At 27.8% G+C, this 23,301-nt stretch carries 17 protein-coding genes and 1 riboswitch; of the genes, 12 read left to right on the top strand and 5 right to left on the bottom strand.

Going from position 1 to position 23,301, the window contains the following annotated elements; genetic code table 11:
- The first annotated feature begins 24 nt into the window (after positions 1–24).
- The 10 genes from Q4E08_RS02470 (at position 25) to Q4E08_RS02425 (ending at position 13,767) form a co-directional block, all read left to right on the top strand.
- Positions 25–1,809 carry a sigma 54-interacting transcriptional regulator gene (locus tag Q4E08_RS02470; protein ID WP_303127901.1) on the top strand — a complete coding sequence of 595 codons (1,785 nt, stop codon included), beginning with the start codon at positions 25–27 and terminating at the stop codon, positions 1,807–1,809.
- 367 nt (positions 1,810–2,176) lie between these two features.
- Positions 2,177–3,379 (top strand): diaminopropionate ammonia-lyase, encoded by a 1,203-nt coding sequence (gene dpaL / locus Q4E08_RS02465; RefSeq protein ID WP_303127898.1) that lies wholly within the window; start codon positions 2,177–2,179, stop codon positions 3,377–3,379.
- Between the two features lie 38 nt (positions 3,380–3,417).
- A complete protein-coding gene (locus Q4E08_RS02460; RefSeq protein ID WP_303127895.1) occupies positions 3,418–4,605 on the top strand; it encodes a YgeY family selenium metabolism-linked hydrolase in 1,188 nt (395 codons plus the stop codon).
- A 12-nt stretch (positions 4,606–4,617) separates the two neighbouring features.
- Positions 4,618–6,204, top strand: a complete 1,587-nt coding sequence (locus tag Q4E08_RS02455) for an amidohydrolase family protein (protein ID WP_303127893.1) — start codon at positions 4,618–4,620, stop codon at positions 6,202–6,204.
- A 14-nt stretch (positions 6,205–6,218) separates the two neighbouring features.
- Positions 6,219–7,547, top strand: coding sequence for a putative aminohydrolase SsnA (gene ssnA / locus Q4E08_RS02450; protein WP_303127891.1), 1,329 nt, complete (start codon positions 6,219–6,221; stop codon positions 7,545–7,547).
- 210 nt (positions 7,548–7,757) lie between these two features.
- Positions 7,758–8,846: a 4Fe-4S binding protein gene (locus tag Q4E08_RS02445; protein WP_303127888.1), complete on the top strand. Its 1,089-nt coding sequence runs from the start codon at positions 7,758–7,760 to the stop codon at positions 8,844–8,846.
- A 545-nt stretch (positions 8,847–9,391) separates the two neighbouring features.
- Positions 9,392–11,959: a selenium-dependent xanthine dehydrogenase gene (gene xdh / locus Q4E08_RS02440; RefSeq protein WP_303127885.1), complete on the top strand. Its 2,568-nt coding sequence runs from the start codon at positions 9,392–9,394 to the stop codon at positions 11,957–11,959.
- Positions 11,960–12,082: 123 nt separating this feature from the next.
- Entirely contained in the window at positions 12,083–12,457 is a 375-nt protein-coding gene (locus Q4E08_RS02435; protein WP_303127882.1) for a RidA family protein, read from the top strand.
- Between the two features lie 165 nt (positions 12,458–12,622).
- Positions 12,623–13,078, top strand: coding sequence for a DUF1097 domain-containing protein (locus Q4E08_RS02430; protein WP_303127880.1), 456 nt, complete (start codon positions 12,623–12,625; stop codon positions 13,076–13,078).
- A gap of 365 nt (positions 13,079–13,443) precedes the next feature.
- Complete coding sequence (locus Q4E08_RS02425) at positions 13,444–13,767, top strand: CGGC domain-containing protein (RefSeq protein WP_303127877.1); 324 nt, start codon at positions 13,444–13,446, stop codon at positions 13,765–13,767.
- A 62-nt stretch (positions 13,768–13,829) separates the two neighbouring features.
- Here Q4E08_RS02425 and Q4E08_RS02420 read toward each other — a convergent pair whose 3' ends face one another.
- The 5 genes from Q4E08_RS02420 to Q4E08_RS02400 form a co-directional block, all read right to left on the bottom strand.
- The gene (locus tag Q4E08_RS02420) at positions 13,830–15,158 is read right to left on the bottom strand and encodes an MFS transporter (RefSeq protein WP_303127875.1); all 1,329 of its coding nucleotides are present in this window, start codon (positions 15,156–15,158) and stop codon (positions 13,830–13,832) included.
- 144 nt (positions 15,159–15,302) lie between these two features.
- Complete coding sequence (locus tag Q4E08_RS02415; protein ID WP_303127872.1) at positions 15,303–16,337, bottom strand: ABC transporter substrate-binding protein; 1,035 nt, start codon at positions 16,335–16,337, stop codon at positions 15,303–15,305.
- Positions 16,318–17,106, bottom strand: coding sequence for a DUF3919 family protein (locus Q4E08_RS02410; RefSeq protein WP_303127869.1), 789 nt, complete (start codon positions 17,104–17,106; stop codon positions 16,318–16,320). Before Q4E08_RS02410 ends, Q4E08_RS02415 begins: the two co-directional genes overlap by 20 nt.
- Before the next feature lie 28 nt (positions 17,107–17,134).
- Positions 17,135–18,532: a HAMP domain-containing sensor histidine kinase gene (locus Q4E08_RS02405; protein WP_303127866.1), complete on the bottom strand. Its 1,398-nt coding sequence runs from the start codon at positions 18,530–18,532 to the stop codon at positions 17,135–17,137.
- Complete coding sequence (locus Q4E08_RS02400; protein WP_303127864.1) at positions 18,504–19,190, bottom strand: response regulator transcription factor; 687 nt, start codon at positions 19,188–19,190, stop codon at positions 18,504–18,506. Before Q4E08_RS02400 ends, Q4E08_RS02405 begins: the two co-directional genes overlap by 29 nt.
- Before the next feature lie 295 nt (positions 19,191–19,485).
- A riboswitch (M-box (ykoK) riboswitch) is annotated at positions 19,486–19,645 on the top strand.
- A 325-nt stretch (positions 19,646–19,970) separates the two neighbouring features.
- On the opposite strand from Q4E08_RS02400, the gene mgtA reads away from it, so the two are divergent.
- Both mgtA and Q4E08_RS02390 read left to right on the top strand, forming a co-directional pair.
- On the top strand, positions 19,971–22,670 hold the full coding sequence (gene mgtA, locus Q4E08_RS02395; protein ID WP_303127856.1) for a magnesium-translocating P-type ATPase: 2,700 nt from the start codon (positions 19,971–19,973) through the stop codon (positions 22,668–22,670).
- Between the two features lie 71 nt (positions 22,671–22,741).
- Positions 22,742–23,059 carry a rhodanese-like domain-containing protein gene (locus Q4E08_RS02390; RefSeq protein WP_303127854.1) on the top strand — a complete coding sequence of 106 codons (318 nt, stop codon included), beginning with the start codon at positions 22,742–22,744 and terminating at the stop codon, positions 23,057–23,059.
- Positions 23,060–23,301 lie beyond the last annotated feature (242 nt).

The following is a 23,301-nucleotide window of genomic DNA, read 5'->3' as shown; positions in this document are numbered from 1 at the left end:
ATTTCTAAAAGGGTGAAATTTTATATGAATAAAATAGGATTAAAAGATATTTCAGATGTTGTAAATGAATATGTTGTTTTACTTTCTAATGTATTAAAAATAGATGTTGAAATTGTAGATAATAATATGAATAGAATAGCAGCAACTGGAATCTATGAGAATCAAAGTGGTCAAAACATAGAGTTTTCAGGGTATGTTTATAAAGAAGCATTAAGATCTGGGGAACCAAAAGTTATTGAAAATCCTGGATTAGATATACTTTGCAAAAATTGCAAAGATAAGGGTAAATGTAAAGAGTGTATGGAAATATGCGTTCCTATAATATATGGAAATGATAAACTTGGAGTTATAGGACTTATATGCTCAACAGAGGAACAAAAAACTAGATTAATGGAAAATCTAAATACTAATTTAGAATTTTTAAAGAAAATAGCAGATTTTATAGCAATAAAAATAATGGAAGAAAGAGAAGTACTAGATAATAAAAATAATTTAGATTTTTTAAAACAAATAATAAATTCAGTAGATGATGGAATTATAACAATAAGTAAAGATCATAAGATGACATTAGTAAGCAATAAGGCTTTAACTATGTTAAATCTTACAATAGATGTATTAAATAAAGAAATAAAAATAGAAAACACTGGAGAATATTATCCTAGAGGAGAACTATTTAATTTAAAGATAGATAGAAAAAAATATTCAGTAGTTGGAAAAATAATATATAATTACATAAATTTTAAGGAGTGCGAAAAGATATTAATATTTAAGGAATTTAAAAGCGCACAAAAAGAAGCTGTTAATTTAACATTTGGTAAAAATAGAATTTCTTGTGATGAAATAATTGGTGAATCTCATCCAATGGTTCAATTAAAAAGTAAAATAAAGAAAATAGCTTCATCTAAATCAACAGTACTTATTACTGGGGATAGTGGAACAGGAAAAGAGTTAGTTGCAAGGGCAATACATGCAGAAGGTGATAGAAGAAATAAACCATTTATTGCTATAAACTGTGGAGCTATTCCAGAAAGTCTTTTGGAAAGTGAACTTTTTGGATATGCGAAAGGTGCATTTTCAGGAGCAAATTCAAATGGAAGAGTAGGTAAATTTGAACTTGCAAATAAAGGAGTAATTTTCTTAGATGAAATAGGAGATATGCCACTTTATTTACAAGTTAAGTTATTAAGAGTTCTTCAGGAAAGAACTTTAGTAAGAGTTGGATCAAATAAGCTTATAGATTTAGATATAAGAGTTGTTGCTGCAACTAATAAAAATTTAAAGGAGCTTGTTGAAAAAGGTGAGTTTAGAGAAGATTTGTACTATAGATTGAATGTAATACCTATAGAAGTTCCTCCTCTTAGAAAAAGAGATGATGATGTTATCTTAATAATAAATAAACTTATTAAGAAGTATAATAATTTATTTAATAAAGATGTTCATACAATAGAAAATGAAGTGTATAGAATATTAAAGGAATATAATTGGCCTGGTAATGTAAGAGAGTTACAAAATGTAGTTGAATTTATGGTAAATGTTGCAGGTGAAGATGGAATAATAAAAAAAGATATGATACCAAAATCTATATTAGATTTTGAAAAGAATAATGTAGATTTTGAAGTTAAAAATATAGAAGAAAATATAAAATTTGATAAAAATGAAATAAAACCTTTAAAGGATATGGAAATGGAATATATTGAAAAGGTATTAAATTTATGTGGTAAAGATACAGCAGGAAAGAAAAAAGCAGCTAAGATGCTTGGGATAGGTATTGCAACTTTATATAGAAAGATAGAAAGTCATAAAGAATAATTTTTAAATTTTATATTTATCATTTTGATAAAATTTAATATTATTTTGATATATAAGTATATAAACTTAGAAAAATAGAGGGTTACGGCCTAATTATCACTTTGACAATTAATTCTCAAAATGATAATTAGGCCTATTTTTATATAAAAAAAAGAATAGGTTTATATAAAAAAATATAAGTTTAAATATTTATACTAAACTGTTAGTTTTATTGACTTTATAGAAATATTTTCAAAATAATTGTAGATTTAATTAACAATAAAAAATAGAGGTGGTTTTGGCATAGCAATTGCTATCAGTATAGTTATAAGGAATAAACTCTAGAAAATAGTGGGGGATAAAAAAATAACTTTAGGAGGATAATGCTATGGAAAAAATATTATGGAAAGAAAATACTTTACCAAAAACAGATAAAGAAGGATGTGTAAAATTTTTAAGTAAAGAGGAAGTATCAAAAGCTAGAAACTTTCACAAAAGTTTTTCAGAATATAAAGAAACACCATTAGTTAGCTTAGATCATTTAGCAAAAAAAATAGGACTTTCAGGAATTTACTTAAAAGATGAATCTTATAGATTTGGGTTAAACGCTTTCAAGGTTCTAGGTGGATCATTTGCGATGGGAAAATTTCTTGCTGATAAATTAGGAGAAGATATTGCAAATTTACCTTATGAAGTAATAACTTCAGATAAAGTAAGAGATAAATTAGGAGATATTACTTTTGTAACTGCTACAGATGGTAACCATGGAAGAGGAGTTGCTTGGACTGCAAATAGATTAAAACAAAAATCAGTAGTTTATATGCCAAAAGGATCATCAAAAACTAGACTTGAAAATATTAGAGCAGAAGGTGCAGAAGCTAGTATAACTGATATGAATTACGATGATGCTGTAAGACTTGCTGCTAAATATGCAGATGAACATAATGGAGTTGTTATTCAAGATACAGCATGGGAAGGATATGAAAAAATTCCTGCTTGGATAATGCAAGGTTATGGAACAATGGCTTTAGAGGCTGAAGAACAATTAAAGGAAAAAGGAATTGAAAAACCAACTCATATATTTGTACAAGCTGGTGTTGGTTCATTAGCTGGAGGAGTTCAAGGATTCTTTGCATCAGAATTTGGAGAGGATTGTCCAAAAACTGTTATAGTTGAAGCAAACTTAGCAGATTGTTTCTATAAATCAGCAGTAGCAAATGATGGTAAAGCAAGAGCTGTTGGTGGAGATATGCAAACAATAATGGCAGGACTTGCATGTGGTGAAGTTAATACAATAGGATGGGAAGTTTTAAAGAATCATGCAACTGCTTTTGTATCATGTCCTGATTGGGTTTCAGCAAAGGGTATGAGAATACTTGGAAATCCATTAAAAGGAGATACAAAGGTAACATCAGGAGAATCAGGAGCAGTAACAGCAGGTCTTTTATATGAAATTATGACAAATGAAGATTATAAAGATTTAAAAGAAGCTTTAGAGCTTGATGAAAATTCAAAAGTATTATTATTTAGCACAGAAGGAGATACAGATCCAGATAAATATAGAGAAATAGTTTGGGAAGGTAAATATTAAATTTTTAGATTATATATTTGAGCATGGAGGTGAACTTTATGTTAGACGGACAAAGAAAAGAAGAATTAATAAGTTTATGTCAAGAACTTATTAGAAATCAATCACTTTCAGGAGAAGAAGAAAATGTTGCATTAGCTATAAAAAATGCATTTGAAACACTTGGATATGATGAATGTTTTGTAGATTCTTATGGAAATGTTATTGGACATATTAAAGGAAAAAGAGAAGGTAAAAAAATTCTTTTTGATGGTCATATAGACACTGTACCAGTTCCAGATGATACAAAATGGTCCCATGCACCTTTTAGTGGAGAAAGAGTTGATGGAAAGATATATGGCAGAGGAACTTCAGATATGAAGGGGCAATTGTCAGCTATGATGGCGGCAGCAGCTTTCTTTGCAAAAGATACAAATAAGGATTTTGATGGAGATATATTTGTAGCAGGAGTAGTTTTTGAAGAAATATTTGAAGGTGTTTCAGCAAGAAAAATAAGCGAAGCTATAAAACCAGATTATGTAGTAATAGGTGAGTCATCAGAACTTAATTTAAAAATAGGACAAAGAGGTAGAGCTGAAATAGTAGTTGAAACTTTTGGAAAGCCAGCTCACTCAGCAAATCCTGAAAAAGGAATAAATGCTGTCTATAAAATGTCAAAAATAATTGAAAAAATACAAGAAATAGAACCAGTAGAGCATGATGTTTTAGGTAAGGGAATTTTAGTTTTAACAGATATAAAATCATCACCTTATCCAGGAGCATCAGTTGTTCCGGATTATTGTAAAGCTACTTTTGATAGAAGACTTCTAGTTGGTGAAACTAAAGAAGAAGTTTTAGCACCAATTCAAAAAATAATAGATGAGCTAAAGAAAGAAGATAAAGAATTTAATGCAAAAGTATCTTATGCAATAGGTACAGAAACATGTTATACAGGAGAAACAATTCATGGAGAAAGATTTTTCCCAGCATGGTTATATGATGAAGATGATGAATTTGTAAAAGCAGCTCTTAAAGGTTTAAGAGAAGCTGGAATAGAACCAGAAATCACTCAATATTCTTTCTGCACTAATGGATCACATTATGCTGGAGAAGCAGGTATTAAAACTATTGGTTTTGGTCCATCAAAGGAAAATTTAGCTCATACAATAGATGAATATATAGAAGAAGAACAATTATTTAAGGGAGCTGAAGGATACTACGGAATATTAAAATCTGTTTATAACAAATAGAGGGTGATTAACATGAAAATATTAATAAAAAATGGGTTTATAGCAGATGGAAGTGGAGAAAAAGGATGGATTGGAGATATCTTAGTTAATGGTAATAAGATAGAAAAAATAAATAAAAATATAGATGATAAATCTTATGATAGATTGATAGATGCTAAGGGGCTAGTTGTAGCCCCAGGATTTATCGATACACATTCACATAGTGATCTTAAGATACTTGAAAATCCATATAATGAGATAAAAATAAGACAAGGTGTAACTACCGAGGTTTTAGGACAAGATGGTATATCAATGGCACCTTTACCAAAAGAATTTATTTCACCTTGGAGAAAAAATTTAGCTGGTTTAGATGGTGAATCTGATGATATAAACTGGGAATATGAAACTACAGATGGATATTTAAAACTTATGGAGGAAAATGGAGTAGGCTTAAATGAAGCTTATTTAGTTCCTCATGGAAATATAAGAATGGAAGTTGTAGGACTTGGAAATACAGAAGTTACAGATAAAGAAATAAAGGATATGTGTAAAGTTCTAAGAAGAGAAATGGATGCAGGGGCATTTGGGCTTTCAACAGGTCTTATATATATGCCATGTGCATATTCTAAAACAAAAGAACTTATAGAACTTTGTAAAGTTGTTGCAGAATATGATGGAGTATTTGTAGTTCATCAAAGAAGTGAAGCAAATGAAATAATATCATCAATGAAAGAAGTAATAGAAATTGGTGAAAAATCAGGTGTAAGAGTTCATTTTTCTCATTTTAAGATTTGTGGAAAGAAAAATTGGAAACATATAAATGAAGTTATAAGTCTTCTTAAAGAAGCAGAAAAAAAGGGGATTAGGGTAACAGTTGACCAATATCCTTATATAACAGGAAGTACAATGCTTGGAGTAATTTTACCACCTTGGGCTCATGATGGTGGAACAGATAACCTTATGAAAAGACTAGCATCAAAAGAAATGCGTGAAAGAATGATATATGATATGAAAAATGGAATAGAAGGTTGGGAAAACTTTCTTGAATTCATACCACTTGATTCAATATACATAACTTCTGTAAAAACAAAAAAGAATGAAGATGTTATAGGAAAAAACTTAGTTGAAATTGGACTTTTAAGAGGAAAAGACCCTTACAATGCAACATTTGATCTTTTATTAGAGGAAGAAAATGCTGTTGGAATGTATGACTTTTATGGTAAAGAAGAACAAATAATTGAATTTATGAAATTGCCAGAACAAAATGTTTGCACTGATGGATTATTATCAGGAAAACCTCATCCAAGAGCATATGGATCATTTCCAAGAATACTTGGTAGATATGTAAGGGAACTTAAAGTTATAACTCTTGAAGAAGGAGTTATGAAAATGTCTAGTAAAGCTGCAGAAGCTTTTGGTATAAAACTTAGGGGATATATAAAAGAAGGATATTTTGCGGATTTGGTTATATTTAATAAAGATACTGTAAGAGATGTTGGAACATATGAAAATCCAACTCAATATCCAGAAGGAATAGACTATGTAATTATCAATGGAAATATAGTTGTTGAGAAAAATAAGTACAATAGAGTAAAGGCTGGTATGGTATTAAGAAAATAATAGGGGGAGAGTTTATGTTAGTTGTAGGTAATGGAAGATTAATAACTCAAAATAATGAAAACCCATTTATAGATAATGGTGCCGTAGTAATTGATGGTGGAAAAATAATTGATTATGGAAATACTGAAAATATTCTTGAAAAATATAAGGAAATAGAATATTTAAATGCAGAAGGAAAAGTTATAATGCCAGGACTTATAAATACTCATGGACATATATATAGTGCTTTTGCAAGAGGGATGAATTTAGAAGGTCCAGTATCTAAAAACTTTATTGATATACTTAATAATCTTTGGTGGAGATTAGATAAGGCATTAACATTAGAAGATATAAAATATAGTGCTTATAGTACACTTATGGATAGCTTAAAGTATGGTGTAACAACATTTTTTGATCATCATGCTAGCCCACATGCTGTTGAAGGAAGTCTTTTTGAAATAGAAAAAGTTGCTAAGGAGCTTGGAATAAGAACTTCTCTTTGTTATGAAGTTTCTGATAGAGATGGAGAAGAAATCTTAGAAAAAGGAATAAAAGAAAATGTAGATTACATAAAGCATTGTAAGGAAGAAAATAATAATATGAATTCAGCAATGTTTGGATTACATGCAAGTTTTACTCTTTCAGATAAGTCACTTGAAAAATGTGTAAAGGCAGCAGAAGGATTAGATTGTGGATATCATATTCATGTAGCAGAAGGAATTGCTGATGAAGAGGATTGTATAGAAAAGTATGATATGAGAGTTGTTGAAAGACTTAATAAGTTTGGAATACTTGGTGATAAGACTTTAACAATTCACTGTATACATGCTGATGAAGATGAAAGAGAATTACTTTTAAAAACAGGTACTTCAGTAGTTCATAATCCTGAATCAAATATGGGAAATGCAGTAGGAGTATCTCCTGTAATAAAACTTATAAAAGAAGGAGTTACAGTAGGTCTTGGAACTGATGGATATACACAAGACATGTTTGAATCAATGAAAGTTTGTAATATAATTCATAAACATCATCTTAGAAATCCTTCAGTTGCATGGGGAGAAACTCCAATGATGTTATTTGATAATAATAGAAAAATTGCACAGAAGCATTTTGAGGGAATGTTTGGAATAATTAAAAAGGATGCTAATGCTGATGTAATAGTAGTAGATTATAATCCTTTAACTCCAATGAATGCAAGCAATTATAACTCACATATTTTGTTTGGAATGATGGGAAAATCAGTTGATACAACAATAGTTAATGGAAAAATTGTTGTAAGAAGAGGTCAAATTGTTAATGTAGATGAAAATAAAATATTAGAAAAAACAAGAGAGTTAAGTGCTGAATTATGGAATAGAGCATAATAATGAAATTTTAATATTTTAAGTAATAATAATCCTTTTTGAAAACGTGAACATTTATATTTAATATAGTGTTGTTTTTAATATGAGTATAGTAAGTGTGTTAAAAATAAACTAATAACATTAAAATTTATTAGTTTAAGATAATCTATAAAATTAAAATTTTATAGAAAAATAATATAAAAAATCTAATGGTAATTAGGGGGAGTCAAAATGGCAAGTTTAAAGGTTAATATATTAGGAATGGAATTTAATAATCCAGTATTTACTGCAGCAGGTCCAGGAGCTAAAGATGGAGATCTTTGTGTTAAAGCAGTAGAAGGTGGAGCAGGTGGAATTGTTACAAAAACAATATCAGTAGATCCAGCTCCAGTACCAAGACCTTGTATGGGAAAAACAAATTCAGGATTTTTAAATACAGAATTATGGTCAGAATTACCAAAGGAACAATGGATTGAAAAAGAATATAAAAGAGCAAAAGAAGCTGGAGTTCCAATGATTGTTAGTATGGGATATACAAAAGAGCAAATAGAAAAGGTTGCTCCTCTTGTAAAACCTTATGCAGATGCAGTTGAACTTTCAACTCACTATGTAGGAACAGATGTAACTCCAATTGTTGAGGCTATGAAGGCAGCAAAAGCTGCATTAGATTGTCCAGTATTCATGAAAATGAGTCCTCATACTGATATTCAAAAAATTGCTAAAGCATTAGAAGAAGCAGGAGCAGATGGATTAGTAATGATTAATTCATTAGGACCATGTATGGCAATAGATGTTGAAACTGGTTACCCAATTATGGGAAGTGAAAAAGGATATGGATGGCTTTCAGGTTCACCAGTAAGACCAGTTGCAATAAGAAATATATATGATGCATCACAAGTTATAAATATTCCTATAATTGGTGTTGGTGGAGTAACTTGCGGAAGAGATGCAGCAGAAATGTTAATGGCTGGAGCTACTGCAGTTCAAGTTTGTACAGAGGCTATATTAAAAGGACCTAGCGTTTATGGAAAAATAGCTAAAGAATTAGATGAGTTCTTAGATAGCCACGGTTATAAAGATGTAAATGAAATAATTGGATTAGCTCATAAAAAGTCAGCTGATAGACATTTTAGAACAACATCAATTGCACCAGAAGTAGATCAAGACTTATGTATTAAATGTGGAATATGTAAGACAAGCTGTGTATATGATGCAATTGAAGTTTCAGATAAATTAATAATTGATAAAGATAAGTGTTTTGGATGTGGATTATGTGTTACAAGATGTCCAAAACATGCATTAAGCATCCAATATAAATAATTTTAAATTGATACTTATTTATATTGAGTTTATATAAATAAGTAAAAATAGATATACAAAACAAATAAATTATTTTTGAAAAGATGGTAGTTTGGGTATTTTATTTTAAATTACTTAAATTTAATAATAAAATATTATTCAAATTAATATTGCGAAATAACATAATTACGCGTTAAGACCTTCAAATGTTAAGTACACATTAGTATGACACTTACAAAATAGCTAAACATGATAAAAAATAGATTACCCAAAATTTTATAGTTCAAAAATCTAAGTATAATATTAAAAATTAATTAAGTAATAAAAAAATACCCTACTATCTTTTAATATTAATAATAAAAATAATAATTATTTAATAGTAATAAATTTATTAAATTTATTAGTTTTAATAAAACAGAAAATTTTTAGATATTTATTAGAATATAAATATCTGTTTAAAGAATATGTTTATATAAGGGGAACATAATAATTTGATATAAGATTATATGGGAAAACTTGTTTTGTTAGTATATACAAAACAAGTGTGACTATGAGAGGTGGAAGTTATGGCTGAATTCATACTTAATGGAGAGAGGAAAGTTGTAAATCAGAATAAGAAGTTATTAACATACTTAAGAGAAGATTGTAATATAACATCAGTAAAAAATGGATGTTCAGAAGGTGCATGTGGAACATGTACTATTTTAATTGACGGAGTTGCTAAAAAGGCTTGTGTAGTAACTACTGATAAGGTTGATGGAAAAGAAATAACTACTATAGAAGGATTTACAGAAAGAGAAAGAGATGTATTTGCTTATGCATTTACAGAAGCAGGAGCTGTTCAATGTGGTTTCTGTATACCAGGAATGGTTATGAGTGCTAAAGGATTATTTAATAAAACATTAAATCCTACTTCTGAAGAAGTTAAAAAGGCACTTATAGGAAATATATGTAGATGTACTGGTTATGTAAAAATAGAAAAAGCTATTATGATGGCTGCTGAAATATTTAGAGAAAACAAAGAAGTACCAAAAGTACCTTGTAAAGGAATACCAAGAGTTGGAGAAAGATTAGAAAGAGTTGATGCAATGGAAAAAACTCTTGGAATAGGTGAATATGCTGATGATATTAGAATAGATGGAATGCTTCATGGAGTTGCCCTTAGAACTAAATATCCAAGAGCTTTAGTTAAATCAATTGATATTAGTGAAGCTGAAAAGATAGAAGGTGTAGTAAAGGTTGTAACTGCAAAGGATATTCCAGGAAAAAGATATTTAGGACATATATTTAAAGATACTCCAGCACTTGTAGAAGTTGGAGAAGAAACAAGATATTTAGGTGATGCAGTTGCTTTAGTAGCAGCAGAAACTGAAGAAATAGCAAGAGAAGCTATTAAGCATATAAAAGTTGAATATGAAGAATTAAAGCCAGTTACATCACCAGAAGAAGCAGCAAAAGAAGATGCTCCAAAGATACATGAAAAAGGAAATCTTTTATCACATGAGCATTTAGTAAGAGGAAATGCTGATGAAGCTATAAAAAACTCTAAGTATGTAGTTACTTATAAATATAAAGTTCCATTTACTGAACATGCTTTTTTAGAACCAGAATGTGCTGTTGCAGTACCAGAAGGAGAAGATGGCTTAGTAGTTTATACAGGAACTCAAAGTATATATGATGATTTAAGAGAAATAGGATCATTATTAGATTTAGGTCCAGATAAATTAAGAGTAATTTCTAAGTATGTTGGTGGAGGTTTTGGTGGAAAAGAAGATATGAGCTGTCAACATCATACAGCACTTCTTGCATATTTAACAAAGAAGCCAGTTAAAATGGTATTACCAAGACAAGAAAGTATTATAGTAGATACAAAGAGACATGCAATGGAAATGGAATTTACAACTGCTTGTGATGAAAATGGTATGTTAACAGGAATGAAAGCCGTAATAGTTGCTGATACAGGTGCGTATGCATCACTTGGAGGTCCAGTCCTTCAAAGAGCTTGTACTCATGCAGCAGGACCATATAATTATCAAAATGTAGATATAGATGGAAAGGCCTATTATACAAATAATACTCCAGGAGGAGCATTTAGAGGTTTTGGAGTTACTCAATCAGCATTTGCAACTGAATGTAACTTAAATAAACTTGCAGAATTAGTAGGTATAGATCCATTTGAAATAAGATATAAAAATGCTATAAGACCTGGTCAAGTTTTACCAAATGGACAAATAGCAGATGAAGGAACTGGATTAGTTGAAACTCTAGATGCAGTTAAAGATGAGTATTATGCTAATAGGGATAGAGCCGGAATTGCTTGTACATTTAAAAATGCAGGTATAGGTGTTGGGCTTCCTGACACAGGTAGATGTAGAGTTGCTGTAGTAGATGGTAAGATTCATATTAGAACATCAGCAGCATGTATGGGTCAAGGTCTTGGAACTGTAGTTGTTCAAATAGTTGGTGAAGTTCTTAAATTAAAAAATGAAGATATAGTATACGAAACACCAGATACTAAAATAACTCCAGATTCAGGAACATCAACTGCTTCAAGACAAACAGTGTTTACAGGTGAAGCTACAAAAATTGCAGCAATGAAGCTTAGAGATGCATTAAGAGATAAAACTTTAGAGGAGCTTGAAGGTGAAGAGTTCTATGGTGAATATCTAGGTGTAACTGACCCAATGGGTAGTCCTAAAGAAAATCCAGTAAGCCACGTAGCTTATGGTTATGCAACTCAAGTTGTAATTATAGATGACAAAGGAAAACTTGTAAAAGTAATTGCAGCTCATGATGTTGGACGTGCAATTAACCCAAGAAGTGTAGAAGGTCAAATTGAAGGCGGAGTTGTAATGGGACTTGGTTATGGATTAACTGAAGATTACATTATAGAAAATAGTGTACCAAAATCAAAATTTGGAACATTAGGTCTTTTAAGAGCAAATCAAATACCAGAAATAGAACCTATAATAATTGAGAAAAATACAGCAGAATTGTCATTTGGAGCTAAGGGGGTTGGAGAAATTACATGTATACCAACTGCCCCAGCTGTACAAGGAGCTTATTATAAATTAGATGGAGTGTTTAGAACAGAACTTCCACTTAAAGATACTTTTTATAAAAAGAAAAAATAATATAAATATATAGAAATAGTTAATCAAAAATTTCTATTTCTAGACTTATTATAAATATGCTTAGTATTAAAAAATAAATAATAATACTTAAAAGATAAATTAATATGAAAAGAGGTAAATGTTATGAAAAAAGTAATTAACACAGAAAAGGCACCAGCTGCTATAGGACCATATTCACAAGGTATTGAAATTCAAAATTTAGTTTATACATCAGGACAATTACCATTAAACCCTGAAACAAAAGTTTTAGAAACAGAAATAAAAGCTGCAACTAAACAAAGTTTAGAAAATTGTAAAGCAATTTTAGAAAAGGCAGGAACAGGATTTGATAAAGTAATAAAGACAACTGTTTTTGTAAAAGATTTAAATGATTTTGCTGCAGTTAATGAAGTATATGGAACATACTTTAATGAAAATCCACCAGCAAGAAGTTGTGTACAAGTAGCAAAATTACCTATGGATGCACCTGTAGAGATAGAGGTAATTGCTATTAAATAAATATTATTTTGGTTAAGGATGCTTTTAAGCATCCTTTTTTAGTATAAATATTTTATTTAGGATAAACTAAAAATATAAGCATAAACTTAAATAATGTATTAAAAATATGGTATAATTCTATTGAAATCATGAATATATTTTTGTTTTTACTCAGGAGGAAACAGTATGGATTTAATAACGGTATCGGCTATAAGTGTTGGGATTTTTTCTGCATTATGGGCATTTATAAGCGATGCTCTTGGATTATTGACATGGGTTGGGTTTATAGGATTTACTAGTTATTTTGCATCAGGAGGAAAGGCTGTTGGTCTTAAAAAATCAATTGTTGCAAATATTACAGGAATAATTTGGGCTATGTGCATAATTGGAGGAACTAATTATTTTGGCTCTCCATATATAGCTTATATACTTACAGGATTTTTTTCTTTTGTTATGTGTTTTCAATCTAAGGCTAAGCCTTTAACATTTATTCCGGGAGCATTTTTAGGAGCATGTTCAACATTTGGAACTAATGGTAACTGGAAGATAGTATTAATATCAATAATTGTTGGTAATTTAATAGGTCGTTTATCAGATATAGTAGGATTACTTATGCATGGTAAATTTGGAAAAGAAGATTAAGATTAATTTAATAAATTAATAATTAAAATAGTTACTTTTATAACTTCTTAACTGATTATTGTTAGGAAGTTTTTTTATTTGTGAATACTATATAATTAAATCACATTAAAAAGTTAATATAAATAAGTTTAAACAGTATATTAGATATAAAATTAAAATAACTATATAAATGTATTTAAATATAAAAATTAGTTTGGTATTTAAGTTATTTTAATTTTATTCAGATAGACTTTATATAAATAAAGATGTTAATATAAATTTTGTAGTAATTTTATTGTAGGTTAAATATAAGTAAAAAGATATAATTATATTTAATTAAGAAAAATAACATTTGTTTATAATTTAATGATTAAAGGATGATAAAGATGAGTATAGCTATAATGGCATGTAGAAAACTTATAGGAAAGTGTGCAGGATCAGGATGCTTTAAGGCATATAATAATTCTGATAAATATTTTTCTATATATAAAAATAATAAACAGGAGCTTGCAAGTTTCTTCTATTGTATAGGATGTAAAGATACATTAATAGAAGGTGAGAATTGGAGTCATAAGTTAAGTCAGTTAAAGAAAAATAATGTTAAAGTAGTACATATATCAGATTGTATAAAAAGAGAGTGTAAGACGTATAAAAAGCATGAGGAGATTTTAAAAAAAGAAGGTTTTGATGTTGTCCATGGAACTCATTAAAAAGAAAAGACCAGATGAATATTCATCTGGTCTTTTCAATAAGAAAGGTTTGTTTATTTATATTAATTATTATGGTTGTTAGCTTTTTTTGTGTTTAAAGTTAATGATAGAAGGATTAAAGCAATTACTGCTCCGCATATTATAAAAATAAATGCTCCATTCCATCCAAAGTTATCAGCTATAAATCCTATAACTAAGTCAGCCATAAGCTCACCTAGGATATATGCACAAAGTCCTGATAATCCAACTGCTGCACCAACAGCGAAGTTTGGAACAATATCAATTAGGTTCATACCTATTAATAATTGTGGACCATATATAAAGCATCCTATTACAGCTACTGATATCATAGTTACCATGTAGTTAGAAGTTGTCCAGTAAGCTACAACAGCGAAGATAACTCCTACCATACATATTATACTTAAAGGAGCACGTTTTCCTTTAAATAATACGTCTGATAACCATCCAAGTAATATTGATGCAGGTATTGCTGCGTATTCAAATAAGAACATAGCCCAGTTTGCATCGGCATTTGTAAAGTTCTTAGCTTCGTGTAAGTATATTGGAATCCAGTTAACAACACCTTGTCTGATTAAGTAAACAAAGATATTTGCTAAACATAAATACCAAACATATTTATTAGTTAAAACATATTTGAAAATTATTTCTTTAGTTGATAATTTTACTGGGTCTTCTTCAGTTTTGATTTCTGAATAGTCATTTCTATATTCATCAATTGGAGGTAATCCAACTGATTCTGGAGTATCAGCTCCAACTATAAATACGAATATTGCAACTACTATACATATTACTGCTGGTAAGAAGAATATGCTTTGGAAATTACTAGCTCCAAATAATACTAAAGCTAATGTAGCTAAAGGAGCTATAAGTCCACCACCAATGTTATGTGAAGTATTCCATATTCCCATTTTAAGTCCTCTTTCATTTTGTGAGAACCATTTACCTATAACGATTGAACATGGAGGTGCTCCCATAGCTTGGAATAAACCGTTTATAATCATAAGTATTAAAAATATCCAAACAGTACTTGTGAATCCCATAAGGATACTTACTACTGCAGATGCTAAAAGACCAAAACCTAAGAAATATTTAACGTTTGATCTATCTGCTAAACTTCCTAAAACAAACTTACCTAAGCCGTAAGCTACAGCAAGTCCAGTACTAATTAAACCTATATCAGTTTTTGTAAAGTGATAATTACTAATTAAAAATGGTGATGCAACTGCAAAGTTTTTTCTAACTAGATAATATCCAGCATAACCAACAAATATCATAAGAAAAACTCTTAAACGATACATTTTGTAGGCTGAAGGGATTTTATCTTTTGCTAACCTTGGCATTGCAGGTGCAGGTTTAAAAAAATTAAACATTTATAAATCCTCCCTAAAAACATAATAAATTGATTACGTTTTCTGTATTTAAATCACATTAATATAATAAAATAAAAAATTAACAACAAAATCTCCTAATTGTTTCGCAAATGTAACAATTAGGAGATTTTGTTGTAGCTTTTATTATTTATATACATTTTTGTTAAATATATTCATAATTTCGTCACGATTCATAGCTGCTTTGTTGAAATCGTAATCTAAAAATATAGTATTATATATGTTATTATTGGCTTGTTTTGTTGAGGTAGCCTTTGAATAGTTAGATAAATTATTAGCAACTTCTTGAGATAATATAAAATCTATAAAGCTTTCTGCTGCTTCTTTATTTACACAGTTTTTAAGTTCTGCTATAGAATCTACATTCCAACCAGTGTTTTTAGGAACTATGCTTATTATATCTTTGTTAAATTTACTTTGAAGAAGTTGATCTCCTAAAAAGTTTACTGTAACTGCATATTCACCAGATGAGACTCTTTGAATTGAATTAAAACCACTTACAGTATAGGCAGGTACATTTTCTGTGAATTTGGATAAATATTCTTTATATTTATCTTTACCTAACTCTTGATATAAAGAAGCTAAAAATGTATAACCAGTACCTGAGGTTTCAGGATTAGGCATTATTATTTTTCCTTTATATTCTTTTTGTAGTAAATCATCAAAGGTTTTAGGAAGTGAAATTCCTTTACTTTTAAAATCCTTATCCCATATTTTTTTATTTATTCCTATTGCTAATACATCAACTTGAAATCCAGTCCAGTAGCTATCTGGATCTTTGTATTTTGCTTGTATATCATTAGAGTTTGGTGATTTATATTTTGCTAAAGCTCCATGTGACTTTAAAACTTCATAGGCATCACAACTTCCTCCTATAAATATATCACCACTTGATTTTCCTTTTTCAGCTAATATTTTATTAACAGCTTCTTCGGTAGGGAGTTTTATAAATTCATATGTACAGCCAGTTTCTTTTTTAAATTTTTCTAAAAGTGATATAGCTTCTTCTTCTCTCATTGCTACATAAACTGTTAAATGTTTTCCTTTTAGATTCAATTTATCCTTTTTATTATCTTTATTTTTAAAGGCAAAGATAATAAAAATAATTGATATTAATATAAAAAAGATAATTATGACTTTTTTATTTAAAATCTTTTTCATTTAGTTCACCTTTAATATAAATATTTTTACCATTTTCATCGCCTAAATATTGAATTGCTAAATAATTTTTATATATAGCAATGTATATTGTATTATTTGCATTAATAGTGTTTAAACCATTTATAAAAATTTTTAAAACACCTTTTGAATCCTCATTAAGATTAGTATTTAAAAAATCTTTATTATCTTTCATAGTACTAAATTTATTTAAACATTCTATTAGCTTCTTTTTTTTCTCATTATTAAGCGTGTAAGATAAGTTTTCTTTTTCATAAATAATTTTTGTTTTATTAGATTTTAATATATTTAATATGTTTGGATAAGTATATAAGTTATTAAATAAGCTGTTTCTAAGAGTATTAATCAAATATGAATCATCATAAAATTTCTTATTGTCAATGGTTAGGTGATTATTTACTTTATACTTTTCGGAAGTGCCGTTTGAGTAAAATATTTCACCTGATATTGTTATGGTGTTAGTATTTTTAATTTTATTCTCTTTAGACATTTTTGAAGATTTTATGTCATTGAAATATTGAACTGTATCATTCATAAGTAAATTATCAGTTGAAGTAGTAGTGCCTAAGTAGTCATTATGTATTATTATTTTTGTTGGAAATTTAGTTGAAAAACTTTTTTTATTAAAACTAGAACTATCTATAATAGTTAAGTTATTATAAATTGCTTTTGTTGAATAAAGTAAAAAAGATAAAATTAAAATTATAAAAGCTATATATAATACAATAATATTTTTAAAATTCTTATTCATAAAAAATCCTTTCGTTATTTATAAAGGACTATTTCCTTTGTTTAAAAAATGTTAATGTTGCAGTTGTACCTTCATCTAAAATACTTTCAATTTTAAAACTTCCATTTTGAGTAGATAAAATTTCTTTGCATATATTAAGCCCAAAACCGTTTCCTTTTATATTGTTTATATTTGACATATTATTTATATCAAATCCTATTCCGTCATCTGATATATAAATTTCTATTCTATCATTAAGGTTTTTTGAGGATATTTTTATATACTCACATCCGCTATATTTTATTGAATTAATTAATATGTTTATAAATACTTGTTTTGTTTTATCATAATCGCCGTATATAAAAAGGTTATCGTAATTTTTTATTACTTGAATATGATATTTTTGAAGATTTACACTTAAAATAGACAAGCATTCATCAATTAAAGATTTTATATCTATATAAGTTGATTCAATTGAAAAATTTTCTTTATTTCCTTTTGATATGGTTAATATTTCTTCAACTAAAGATAATAATCTTCTTCCTTCTTTTTCAATAAGGGAAGAGCTATGTATAACTTTTTCTTTATCTGATAACTTTGGTATTATTTCTGAAAAACCAATTATTGCAGTTAAAGGGGTTTTGAATTCATGAGATATATTGTCAAAGAATTTTTTTTGTTTAATTTTTGCAGACTTAAGTTCTTTAATATAAACATCTATATTTTTACTCATTATATTAAAGGTATTTGCTAAATCTTCTACTTCATCTCCACTTTTGATTTCTATTGTTTCACCAAAATTACCATTAGCAATTTCATGTGTTTTATCCTTTAACATAAGTAATGGTGTTACTAATTCTTTTGAAAAGTTATATATTAAAATTATACCTATACCTAATGAAATGATACTAACTAAAATCATTATTAATAGGGTATTATTCAATATGCTTCCGTAAGAATCATTTTTAAGTATAAGTCTTAATACACCACAGTTAATATTATTATAAAAAATTGGTGTAGACAAAAATATGTAGGGAACACCATCAATTTTTTTTATTATGTAAGCTTCTGAACCTTCTAATGCTTTATCTATATCTAAATTATAAAGGCTTAATTGTTTTTTATCAGAATCATAAAATATTTGTCCTGAATTACTTATTATCTGAACTCTTGTGTCAAACCTGTTACTTAAATTTGTAGCAATAAATGGAGAAAGTGATTTAAAAACCTCTTCTTTATTTGGATTTTTGTTTGATTCTAATAAGTTTTCTATGTATGCCCCCATAGTTGTATTTTCTTTAAGTAAGTATTTAAGAGAGTTATCTAATAAATTTTCTGAAAGGGTATTGAAGGTTATTATATATATAAAAGCTATAATAGGTATTAAAATTGATATATTAGTTAAAATTATTTTTTGTTTAAGAGTTAGATTCATCTTCAATATCAAATTTGTAACCTGCTTTATATAAAGTTTTTATATATTTTTGACAAGAGCCTAATTTTTTTCTAAGCCTTTGAATTAAAATGTCTACAGCTCTAGTTGTTCCTTCAAAATCATATCCCCATATTTTATTTAATAAATCTTCACGACTAAATACTCTACCTTTATTTTCAGCAAGACAAAGTAAAACTTCAAATTCTTTAAATGTTAAATCTACATAATTAGAATCTATAGAAACCTTTCTTTCAATAGGGTTTATTTTAAGATTTCCAAAGGAAAGTAAAGTTGGTTTTTCTTCAGAGGTTTTTTCTAATCGTTTGGAGATAACTTTTACCCTAAGTAACAATTCCGTACTGTTAAATGGTTTAGTAATATAATCTTCTGCACCAAGTCTAAACCCTAAAATTTTATCGTTAATATCGTCTTTAGCTGTAAGCATAATTATAGGTACATCTTTAATTAATTTAATTTTATTAATAAGTTCAAAACCACTTATATCAGGAAGCATAGCATCTAAAATTATTATGTCAGGTTTATGTTTTATAGTAAGGTCTAAAGCTTCATTTCCACATGTTGCTGTAATAACATTATAATTTTGTAATTCTAAGTTCATTTTTATAAGTTGTAATATACTAATTTCATCATCAACTACTAAAATATTCAATATTTTTCTCCTTCTATTTTAATATTGTTAAATGGTATACAATAGATTATACAAAATGAGTAGCTTTTTTACAATTAGAAAGGTTTTCATATCATTAAATATTGATAAAAAAAATATATATAAATTATTTTTAATTTATAAATAAAAATAAAAAATTTTAATTTTAAATTAGATTAAATATAAATTTAACAAAAGTTAACAATAAGTTACTATTGTATTAAAGTAATTATATATGCTTGACTAAATTAAGTTTCATTACTACAATGATATAAAACATAGTAAATTTATAAATTAAATAAGTTCTCGGTAGGTGAGGCTACCATAGGGATACGGGTTGCTGCCGCGGATTAATGGAGACATTAATTTGAAGGTTAGCAGTATACGTCGAATTTCAAGGCGTATTCTAATGCAATTTCATTGCCCTACGGAGTTGAAGCTTGAACGAGGTAATTTAAAGATTATTATCCTTGTTCTGCTTTTAAGATTTTAACAAGGATTTTTTTATTTTTTAAATTACTAATAATTTTAATAAATAAGTGAGGTGAAAATAAATTGGAAACTGCAAGTAGTATTTTGGGAATTGATGGGCACCTGAGAAGCCTATATTTAATTAAGCAAAACATAAATAATATATCAAAAATACGAAGCCAGTATCTGGTTTATTTGTTTTGCCTGAAAATATAGAGACTTAAAATTAAGTGCCTGTCTACTAAAGCTTTAGTTGACAGGTTTTTTTATGCCTAATTCTCATTACTATTAAAAAGTAAGGAGGGTTTTAACATGAAAATTTTAAGAAAAGATTTTTCAAATAATAAAGTTAATTTAAGAAGAGAAGAAATAAATAAAAAATTAATTGAATTTGGATTATTAGAGAAAGAAGAATTTTTTAAAAAATTAAATACAAAAATAGAAGGTTTGGAAAAAGAAGAAGCTGAAAGAAGAATTGAAGAATATGGTTACAATAAGATTAGTTACGGAGAAGGAATAACATGGTATAAAAGACTTTTTGATGCTTTTATAAATCCTTTTTCATTAGTATTAATATTATTAGCAATAGTATCATTTTTTACTGATTACGTTATTCCAGCTCCAAAAGATAAAGATTTAACTACTGTTATTATAATTTTAGTAATGGTAACGATTAGTGGTATTTTACGTATTTTCCAAGAAGGAAAATCTAATAAAGCTGGTGAGAAACTTAAAGAAATGATTGAAACAACAGCAACTGTTATTAGAGGTGGTAAAGATATTGAAATTCCTATGGATGAAATAGTTAAGGGAGATGTAGTAAAGCTAAATGCGGGAGATATGATTCCTGCAGATATAAGAATTATTTTTGCAAAAGATTTATTTATAAGTGAATCAGCAATGACTGGAGAATCAGAGGCCGTAGAAAAGTATGGAGATCTATCACAAGAAACTAAGGGAAAAGATATAAAAAGTACTTTTGAATTAGAAAATTTAGCGTTTATGGGAACTAATGTTATAAGTGGTACTGCTATAGGAATTGTATTAAGTACAGGTAATAATACAGTAATTGGTAGTATGGCAAATGTTATAACAGAAAAGAAAGAAATGACAAGCTTTGATAAAGGAGTAAATTCAGTAAGCTTTTTATTAATAAGATTTATGGCGATTATGGTTCCCGTAGTATTTGTTATTAATGGAATTACAAAAGGTGACTGGTTACAAGCATTTCTATTTGCGTTATCAGTAGCAGTTGGATTGACTCCAGAAATGCTTCCAATGATAGTTACAACAAACCTTGCAAAGGGTGCTGTAAAAATGTCAAAGTATAAAACAATAGTTAAAAACTTAAATTCAATACAAAACTTTGGGGCTATGGATATACTTTGTACTGATAAGACAGGAACACTTACAGAAGATAAAATAGTTTTAGAAAATCATCTTGATATACATGGAAATGAAGATATTAGAGTACTTAAGCATGGTTATTTAAATAGTTACTTTCAAACAGGACTTAAAAATTTACTTGATGTTGCTATACTTCAATATGGAGATAAAGAAGGATTTTCTAATTTAAGTGAAAAATATAAAAAAGTAGATGAAATTCCTTTTGATTTTTCACGTAGAAGAATGTCTGTTGTTTTACAGGACCAAAATGGAAAAACTCAATTAATAACAAAAGGTGCAGTTGAAGAAATGCTAGAAATATCTTCTTATGCAGAATATAATGATGAAATTGTAGAGTTAACAGAGGAATTAAGAAAAGAAATATTAGAAACTGTTAGTAAACTTAATACAAATGGTATGAGAGTAGTTGCAGTATCACAAAAAAATAATCCATCACCAGAAGGTAGTTTTTCAGTGAAAGATGAAAGTGATATGGTTCTTATGGGGTATATAAGTTTTCTAGACCCACCAAAGGAGTCATCAAAGGATGCTATAGAATTTTTACATGATTATGGAGTAGAAGTTAAAGTATTAACTGGAGATAATGAAAAAGTAACTAAATATGTATGTAGTCAAGTTGGTATAAATGTTAAAAATATATTATTAGGTTCAGAAATTGAAGATATGAAAGATGAAGAGCTAAAAAAAATTGTTAGACATACAAATGTTTTTGCAAAATTATCACCAAGTCAAAAAGCAAGAATTGTATCAGTATTAAGAGATGATGGACATGTTGTTGGATTTATGGGAGACGGTATAAATGATGCTCCTGCAATGAAAAAAGCAGATGTTAGTATTTCAGTAGATACAGCAGTAGATATAGCAAAAGAATCAGCAGATATAATTCTTTTAGAAAAGAACCTTATGGTACTTGGAAAAGGTGTTGTTGAGGGACGTAAAACTTTCGCTAATATAATAAAATATATAAAAATGACAGCAAGTTCTAATTTCGGAAATATGTTTAGTGTATTAGTTGCAAGTGCGTTTTTACCATTTTTACCAATGCTACCAATTCAAATATTAGTATTAAATCTTATATATGATATTTCATGCATAGCAGTTCCATGGGATAGGGTTGATATGGAATATTTGAAAAGACCACGTAAATGGGATGCCTCATCAATTGGAAGTTTCATGGTATGGTTTGGACCAACAAGTTCAATATTTGATATAACAACTTATGCAATTTTATATTTTATAATATGCCCGATTGTAGCAGGTGGACATTATGGAGCTTCAGGAGTTAATAATGTAGTATTTTTAGCAGTATTTAATGCGGGCTGGTTTGTAGAATCACTATGGACACAAACTTTAGTAATACACATGATAAGAACACCAAAAATTCCATTTATTCAAAGTAGAGCTTCAAGTTCAGTATTTTTATTTACAGGACTTGCAATATTAATTGGAACAATTATTCCATATACTTCATTTGGAGAAATTTTAGATATGAAACCAATGCCGGGAGTATATTTTATATATTTAACTTTAACAATATTATCTTATATGATTTTAGTAAATGTTATTAAGAAAATTTATATAAAAAAATATGGGAAATTATTATAATATATAGATTAATAATATAAGTGTATAATAATTATATAAAAATAAAATTATTAAAAGAGAGGAGGAAGATTATGTTTTCATTTTTAGATAAAAAATATAATTCAGTAAAAGTGAATGATTTAAAAGATAAATTAGTAAATATAAATTTAATAGATATTAGAGAACCATATGAATTTAATAATGGACATTTACCTAATGCAAAAAACATACCTATGGAAAATATAGTTAACCAACCTGAAAAATATTTAACTAAAGATAAAGAGTATTATATAATATGTCAGTCAGGAGTAAGAAGCAGTAGAACTTGTGATTTTTTAGAGAGAAAAGGATATAAAATAATAAACGTTTCAGGTGGAACAGGAAATTATAATGGAAAATTAGAAAAATAATAAAAAAATTTGTACTAAATATAATTTTAGTACAAATTTTTTTGCATAAAATAGAATTAAGTTAATAATATAAAGTATATTAATTGTAAAAGAAATAAAATAGAAAAATATAGAATTAAATATTTAATGTGATAGTTTGCTCTTATGACGAATAAGAGTTTTTAGAATAATTCTAATATAATAGATGATTATATTAATATTTAATTATTAATATTAATGTAATAATTAATATATTTAAGAAA

This window comes from Clostridium sp. (assembly GCF_030532265.1).
Lineage (GTDB): Bacteria > Bacillota > Clostridia > Clostridiales > Clostridiaceae > Clostridium.
The sequence above is the reverse complement of the archived record's forward strand: the minus strand, read 5'-3'. Positions and strand labels throughout refer to the sequence as shown.